This window comes from Yersinia aldovae ATCC 35236 (assembly GCF_000173735.1).
GTDB lineage: Bacteria > Pseudomonadota > Gammaproteobacteria > Enterobacterales > Enterobacteriaceae > Yersinia > Yersinia aldovae.
Genome location: NZ_ACCB01000071.1, coordinates 1 through 6,466, shown reverse-complemented (window position 1 = coordinate 6,466; position 6,466 = coordinate 1). Strand labels below are relative to the sequence as shown.

Genomic DNA, 6,466 nt, shown 5'->3' with positions numbered 1-6,466 from the left:
CCTGCAAGATGAGGCCCGGCAACAGGCAGACAATGAGCAGGCATTACGGCAATCACTGAGCCATGCCAGCAGCTTGTCATTATCTCGTGAACAGAGAATTCAAAGGTTACTCAATGAAAATAAAGTCTTGCGTGATTGGTTCGCTACTGCTTTGCCTGCTGACGTTATCCGGCTGCACCAGCGCCCCGCGTTCGCCAACCCCAACGATTATTTACGTTGGCTGTCCGACGGTGAGCAGTTGCCCGCTGCCGGGCAGCACCCCGGCGGTTAACGGTGATTTAAGTGCCGATATCCGTCAGTTAGAAACCGCACTGGTGGCCTGCGGGCTGCAAGTGGAAGCTGTTAAACAGTGTCAGGAACAACACCATGTTAAAACCCAAACTGTTACGCCAAGCCTTAACCGACAGTCTGCAACTGTTCCAGACTAACCCGGAGCGGCTGAAAATGTTTGTTGATGGCGGGCGAATTGTCTCAACACTGGCCCCGTCGCTGTCTTTTGAAAATCAATATACGCTGACGCTGTTTATTGAGGATTTCCCCGATGATGTTGATTATCTCTTTGTGCCGATACTGGCATGGTTGCGGGAACATCAACCGGACATCATGGCTACGGAGGAAAAGCGCCGCACCGGCTTTATTCATAAGGTTGATGTGATGAGCGACGTGTTGAGTGATATCCGTATCGACCTACAACTGACTGAGCGGGCTATTGTGAAAGAGGTAGACGGTGCATTGCATGTTGACCATGCGCTGGAACCGGCGTGGCCGGGTACGCCAACACGACCAACAGCCATCTACTTTAACGGTGAAACGGTCAAATGAATGAACTGAAACCCTTTGATGATGCACTGGCCGGACTGATTGCCAGTCTGACACCCAAAGCCCGCAAAGCGCTGGCGGTCACTATTGCCAAACGCCTGCGGGCCAGTCAGCAACAACGCATTAAACGCCAGCAAGCGCCAGATGGCACCCCGTATGCCACCCGTAAATCTCAACTATTGCGTAAGCCAAAAGGCCGCATTAAACGGGAAATGTTCACCAAGTTGCGCACCGCGCGCTATATGAAAGCCAACAGTAGCCCTGATGCGGCGGTGGTCGAGTTCGCCGGGCGCGTGGAACGAATGGCGGCAGTGCATCATTTTGGTCTGCGTGACCGTCCGAACGTGCACAGCAAAGATGTGCAGTATGACGAGCGGCCGTTGTTGGGGTTTGATAAGAAACTAATTGATAGTATAGAAAAAATTATTACATCCTCTTTTACAAAGTAATATTGTGATTTTTATTGTTCGCTACCAGCGAATTTAGTTGACCATTTGCGAACTTTGCTCTATTCTAAATTTAACGTTACTGAAGAGAGAATCCGCCGGTTAGACCTGAGTAGTGATATTTACTACTTGTGGAGGATTTAGATCCTCTGTTTTTTTGCGCTGCCCTTGTGCTGTCCACGGTGCTGCTACGAAGCTTCCCATGGCATGTTGTAGTGTATAGGCGTACTGCGTACTGATCGTGTTGGCGACATCACGATCAGATTGAATAGGGTTCACTGCCAAAAACTCTCATTTCCTGATTATGGCGACCTAACAGCAATTCTGCTGTTAGTTATCAGGAATAAAATTTATGAAAAATAGTAACGCGTTTTGGCAGGCACTTAAGAAGAATGACACTAAAAAGAAGAAGCGGAAGCAAAAGCAGAAGCTTTGGAATATTGTAAAAGTACTGGTGAGAGCCGGTCTGTGTGTTTACAAACTCCTTAACTTCTTCTTTGGTGATAATGATGCTTAAGTGTGCCCTACCTTCAGTAAAGAGGTGATTTATGATTAACCGAGCATTAAAAACCATCAGGCTATTCCATAACATAAAACAATCTGAACTTGCGGATAAGCTATGTATTTCAAAATCATACTTATCAGAGCTTGAATCAGGAAAAAAAACAGTCTCATTTGATATATTAGAAAAATATTCTAATAATTTTGACATTCCAGTTTCATCACTGGTTTTTTTTGCTGAACGAATTAATGAACCGGGTAAAGATACAATTCCTGAAAAATTCAAAACTGTTTTTGCAGATAAAATACTTAAGATAATGGAATGGAGCATAGCGAGAGATGGCGAAAAAGAAAGGGAGAATTAATACTAAAGGCAAGTCTTATAGTATTAATGATAGCGCTTTATTCAATATTCAGAGTAAAAACAAACTTGCGGAAGTATTACTGACAAACTTAGATAACATAAAAAGCTTATTATCTAATGACAATTATATTGTTTTTGATAATACTAATGAAGATGGTAAAAAGCGGACTATTCAAACCCCATCAGATAAACTTAATGTTGTGCATACAAGAATAGCGAGTTTACTATGCCGTATAACTCAACCAGAATATGTCCATTCAGGAATAAAAAATAAATCTAATGTATCCAATGCCAGAAAACATGTAGGTACACACCCTGTATTAACGTCTGATATACGCTCATTTTTTCCTTCGACATCTAAGCGCCAAGTCTTCAATTTTTTTAATAGGAAATTGAAGTGCGCTGCTGATGTATCAGACCTCATGGCGGAATTGTGTACGTATGCGAACCATATACCTACAGGCAGTCGAATAAGTATGCCTTTAGCATTCTGGGCAAACTATGACATGTTTAATGAAATGAACATAATTTCAAATAAATTAAATATAACAATGACTGTTTATGTTGATGATATTACTTTTTCTGGCAATGCTGTTAATAGACTGTTTCTTCATAAATGCAAGAGAATAGTGGAAAAGAATGGCCACGTTTTACATCCAAAGAAAACAGCCCTCTACTCTGCTAAAGAGCCTAAGACCATTACAGGTGTTATTGTTCATGAAAATGAAATTAAAGTAAGAAATTTACATTACAAGAAAATTTATTTTGATTTAGATGCGTGGAAGAAAACTGACGACGCCATAGAAAAAGAAAACTTAAAAAACAAGGTTCTTGGTCGAATGCATTCTCTTTCTACTATTAATGAAAAATTCAAAGATAAAGCACGAAGCTTTCGGTCCATTGATTAGCTGCAAAACTTTTCATAACAAAAGTCTTGTTGATGTTGTGTAGTACCTGATACAACCCCTCATTATTGAAGCAAGTAACTATTAGTTACATGCTTCCCTCATGAATACTCAAACCCAACTTACTGAAATTCTGCGCCTGCTGCGCAACCTGATCCGTATTGGTACGGTGGCCGAGGTCGATCTCGACAATGCCCTGTGCCGTGTGGCGACGGGAGACAATACCACCGGCTGGCTTAACTGGCTGACGCTGCGCGCCGGTCAATCACGATCATGGTGGGCACCGTCTGAGGGTGAGCAGGTGTTGATATTGTCCCTCGGCGGCGAACTGGACACCGCCTTTGTGCTGCCGGGCATTTTTTCTGATGACTTCCCGCCGCCGTCGGCCTCGGCGGATGGCCTGTATATCGCCTTTCCTGACGGTGCAACGTTGCACTACGAGCCTGAAAGTGGCGAGTTGCGGGCTGATGGCGTCAAAACGGCGGTTATCAATGCCCGTGAATCGATAAATGCCACGGCCCCCACTATCACCTGTGCCGCCTTGGTCAAAATCCTGCTGGATACACCCGAAGTGGAATGCACCAACAACCTGACTACCGGCACGTTGAACGTGAAGAAAGGCGGCACGATGAGCGGCAATATCGAGCATTCCGGCGGCAAGTTCTCATCCAATGGCGTGGTGGTTGATGACCATGACCACGGCGGCGTCTTGCGCGGCGGGGATTATACGGAGGGGATTAAATGACCACTGCCACCTATCTCGGCATGAGCCGCAACGCCGGGCAAACCATTACCGACGCTGACCACATCAGCCAGTCTATCGCTGACATTCTTATCACCCCTGTGGGTTCGCGGGTGATGCGCCGCGCTTATGGTTCACTGCTATCGGAGCTGATTGACCAGCCACAAAATCCGGCCCTGCGCCTGCAAATTATGGCCGCCAGTTACAGTGCCATTTTGCGCTGGGAGCCGAGGGTAAAGCTGACTGGCATCAACTTTGAAACCACTTTTGACGGGAAAATGGTGGTTGATATCACCGGCACTCGCACCGATAACGCGGCCCCCTCTCTTTAACCATCCCTGTGAGCTAACCCTATGGCAACCATTGACCTGAGCCTGTTACCGCCGCCGTTTGTGGTGGAAGAACTGGACTATGAAACCCTGCTGGCCGAGCGTAAAGCCACGCTGATATCTCTTTACCCGGAAGAACAGCGCGCCGCCGTGGCCCGCACGTTGTCGCTGGAGTCGGAGCCGCTGGTCAAGTTGCTACAGGAAAACGCCTACCGCGAAGTGATATTACGCCAGCGCGTCAATGATGCGGCCCGCGCGGTGATGGTGGCCTATGCCGTCGGCAGTGATTTAGACCAGCTCGGTGCAAATAACAACGTTGAGCGGCTGGTGATTATCCCGGCTGACCCCGCCGCCATTCCGCCGATTGACGCGGTGATGGAATCTGACAGTGATTTCCGGGTGCGTATCCCGCAAGCCTTTGAGGGCTTGAGCGTCGCCGGGCCAACGGGTGCGTATGAATATCACGCCAAAAGTGCTGACGGCCGGGTCGCTGATGCCTCGGCAATCAGTCCGACACCCGCCTGTGTCACGGTCACGGTGTTATCGCGTGAGGGCAACGGCGAAGCCTCAGCCGAACTGCTGGCCGTGGTTGAGGCCGCGCTGAATGATGAGAATACGCGGCCAGTGGCTGACCGGGTGACAGTGCAATCCGCCCACATTGAAGATTATGAGATTGACGCGGTGCTCTACCTGCATCCGGGGCCAGAAGCGGAGCCGGTACGCATTGCGGCGGAGAAGAAACTGACCGCGTTTGTGACCGCACAACGCCGCCTTGGTCGCGACATTCGTCTGTCGGCCCTCTATGCCGCGCTGCATGTTGAGGGCGTCCAACGGGCGGTAATTAATGCCCCCCTGGCTGACGTGGTGCTGGATAAAACCCAAGCGGCTTGGTGCACCGGCAGCAGCATCACTGTCGGGGGTACGGATGACTGACCGTTTATTGCCTGTTGGTTCTTCTGTGCTGGAAGTGGCCGCCGCGCGCGCCTGTGCCGAACTGGAGAATACCCCGGTTCCGATTCGCCAGCTCTGGAACGCCGACACTTGCCCTCTACCACTGTTGCCCTATCTGGCGTGGGCGTGGTCGGTTGACCGCTGGGATGAGAAATGGCCGGAAGCCACCAAGCGCGCGGTAGTGAAGTCCTCGCAGTACGTCCACAAACACAAAGGCACCATTGGCGCAATTCGTCGGGTGGTTGAGCCGCTCGGCTATCTCATCAAGGTGATTGAGTGGTGGAAGACCAACGAGACACCTGGCACCTTTCGCCTCGATGTGGGCGTATTGGAAACCGGCATTACCGAGGAAATGTATCAAGAGCTTGAGCGGCTGATAGACGACGCCAAGCCATGCAGCCGCCACTTAGTCGGCCTGTCTATCAATCTCGACAGTAGCGGCTCGCTGACGGTGGCTGCCGCCAGTTACATCGGTGATGAACTGACCGTATACCCGTATTTACCTGAAACTATAACCGTGACCGGCGAGGGTTACGCCAGTGCCGCAATCCATATTATCGATGACCTGAGAGTGAACCCATGACAGCGAAATTCTTTGCTTTACTGACCAATATTGGCGCGGCCAAGCTGGCGAACGCCACTGCGCTCGGCACCCGCTTAGATATTACCCAAATGGCGGTCGGGGATGGCGGCGGAACCCTGCCAACCCCCAACCCGGCACAAACCAAACTGGTGAATGAGCAGCGCCGCGCTGCCCTTAACATGCTGACCATTGACCCGATTAACACCAGTCAGATTATTGCGGAACAGGTTATTCCTGAAACCGAGGGCGGGTGGTGGATTCGGGAGATTGGCTTGCTGGATAAAGACGGTGATTTGATTGCCATTGCCAACTGCGCCGAAACCTATAAACCGCAACTGCAAGAGGGCAGCGGGCGCACCCAAACCATTCGGATGATTTTAATTGTCAGTAGCACGGCTGCTGTTACGCTGAAAATCGACCCGTCGGTGGTACTGGCAACGCGCAAGTATGTTGATGATAAAGTGATTGAGGTTAAGCAGTACGCCGACAACCTGCTCGCCGAGCATGAGAAATCACGCAATCACCCCGATGCTACGCTGAACAGTAAAGGGTTTACCCAGCTAAGCAGTGCAATAGACAGTGACAGCGAGGAACTGGCTGCGACCCCTAAAGCCGTTAAAAAAGCGACTAATACAGCCGTTGGCATCATGAGTGACCATGTTCAAACTGATAACCCACACGCGCAATATCTGATGATAGAAAAATTATTATCCGAGATTAAAGACGCTGGCCCCACAGCCATAGCACAGACTCTCGTAAATCTTGGCTTAAAAGAAGCAGCCAAGCGGGATGTGGGAACGGGCGTTAATCAAATACCGGACATGAG

General features: G+C 49.4%; 11 protein-coding genes and 1 pseudogene. All 12 read left to right on the top strand.

Annotated features, from left to right (window positions below; translation table 11 throughout):
- Window positions 1–271 (top strand): Rz-like lysis system protein LysB (lysB, locus tag YALDO0001_RS22075; RefSeq protein ID WP_042840572.1); only part of this gene is annotated, 271 nt, incomplete at its 5' end.
- Window positions 156–428, top strand: a complete 273-nt coding sequence (gene lysC, locus YALDO0001_RS21610) for an Rz1-like lysis system protein LysC (protein WP_231585777.1) — start codon at window positions 156–158, stop codon at window positions 426–428. The genes lysB and lysC, both read left to right, overlap by 116 nt.
- Window positions 367–822: a phage tail protein gene (locus YALDO0001_RS18840; protein ID WP_004705547.1), complete on the top strand. Its 456-nt coding sequence runs from the start codon at window positions 367–369 to the stop codon at window positions 820–822. The genes lysC and YALDO0001_RS18840 overlap by 62 nt, the downstream gene beginning before the upstream one ends.
- On the top strand, window positions 819–1,268 hold the full coding sequence (locus tag YALDO0001_RS18835) for a phage virion morphogenesis protein (protein ID WP_042840571.1): 450 nt from the start codon (window positions 819–821) through the stop codon (window positions 1,266–1,268). Before YALDO0001_RS18840 ends, YALDO0001_RS18835 begins: the two co-directional genes overlap by 4 nt.
- 349 nt (window positions 1,269–1,617) lie before the next feature.
- Window positions 1,618–1,782: a hypothetical protein gene (locus YALDO0001_RS21390; RefSeq protein ID WP_014609024.1), complete on the top strand. Its 165-nt coding sequence runs from the start codon at window positions 1,618–1,620 to the stop codon at window positions 1,780–1,782.
- 31 nt (window positions 1,783–1,813) lie between these two features.
- Window positions 1,814–2,131, top strand: a complete 318-nt coding sequence (locus YALDO0001_RS18830; protein ID WP_004705545.1) for a helix-turn-helix domain-containing protein — start codon at window positions 1,814–1,816, stop codon at window positions 2,129–2,131.
- Window positions 2,106–3,038 (top strand): reverse transcriptase family protein, encoded by a 933-nt coding sequence (locus YALDO0001_RS18825; protein WP_042840570.1) that lies wholly within the window; start codon window positions 2,106–2,108, stop codon window positions 3,036–3,038. Before YALDO0001_RS18830 ends, YALDO0001_RS18825 begins: the two co-directional genes overlap by 26 nt.
- 100 nt (window positions 3,039–3,138) lie before the next feature.
- Window positions 3,139–3,780, top strand: a complete 642-nt coding sequence (locus tag YALDO0001_RS18820) for a phage baseplate assembly protein V (RefSeq protein ID WP_004705543.1) — start codon at window positions 3,139–3,141, stop codon at window positions 3,778–3,780.
- Window positions 3,777–4,126 (top strand): annotated as a pseudogene (locus YALDO0001_RS18815) (GPW/gp25 family protein). Before YALDO0001_RS18820 ends, YALDO0001_RS18815 begins: the two are co-directional and overlap by 4 nt.
- Before the next feature lie 4 nt (window positions 4,127–4,130).
- On the top strand, window positions 4,131–5,039 hold the full coding sequence (locus YALDO0001_RS18810) for a baseplate assembly protein (protein ID WP_004705541.1): 909 nt from the start codon (window positions 4,131–4,133) through the stop codon (window positions 5,037–5,039).
- Window positions 5,032–5,640, top strand: coding sequence for a phage tail protein I (locus tag YALDO0001_RS18805; RefSeq protein ID WP_042840568.1), 609 nt, complete (start codon window positions 5,032–5,034; stop codon window positions 5,638–5,640). Before YALDO0001_RS18810 ends, YALDO0001_RS18805 begins: the two co-directional genes overlap by 8 nt.
- The coding region (locus YALDO0001_RS18800) for a phage tail protein (RefSeq protein WP_050773555.1) at window positions 5,637–6,466 on the top strand (830 nt) is incomplete at its 3' end. The genes YALDO0001_RS18805 and YALDO0001_RS18800, both read left to right, overlap by 4 nt.

Excerpts from the sequence above, each read along its gene's own strand:
- YALDO0001_RS18840 (WP_004705547.1), top strand. The coding sequence starts at position 367 with ATGTTAAAACCCAAACTGTTACGCCAAGCCTTAACCGACAGTCTGCAA.
- YALDO0001_RS18835 (WP_042840571.1), top strand. The coding sequence starts at position 819 with ATGAATGAACTGAAACCCTTTGATGATGCACTGGCCGGACTGATTGCC.
- YALDO0001_RS21390 (WP_014609024.1), top strand. The coding sequence starts at position 1,618 with ATGAAAAATAGTAACGCGTTTTGGCAGGCACTTAAGAAGAATGACACT.
- YALDO0001_RS18830 (WP_004705545.1), top strand. The coding sequence starts at position 1,814 with ATGATTAACCGAGCATTAAAAACCATCAGGCTATTCCATAACATAAAA.
- YALDO0001_RS18825 (WP_042840570.1), top strand. The coding sequence starts at position 2,106 with ATGGCGAAAAAGAAAGGGAGAATTAATACTAAAGGCAAGTCTTATAGT.
- YALDO0001_RS18820 (WP_004705543.1), top strand. The coding sequence starts at position 3,139 with ATGAATACTCAAACCCAACTTACTGAAATTCTGCGCCTGCTGCGCAAC.
- YALDO0001_RS18810 (WP_004705541.1), top strand. The coding sequence starts at position 4,131 with ATGGCAACCATTGACCTGAGCCTGTTACCGCCGCCGTTTGTGGTGGAA.
- YALDO0001_RS18805 (WP_042840568.1), top strand. The coding sequence starts at position 5,032 with ATGACTGACCGTTTATTGCCTGTTGGTTCTTCTGTGCTGGAAGTGGCC.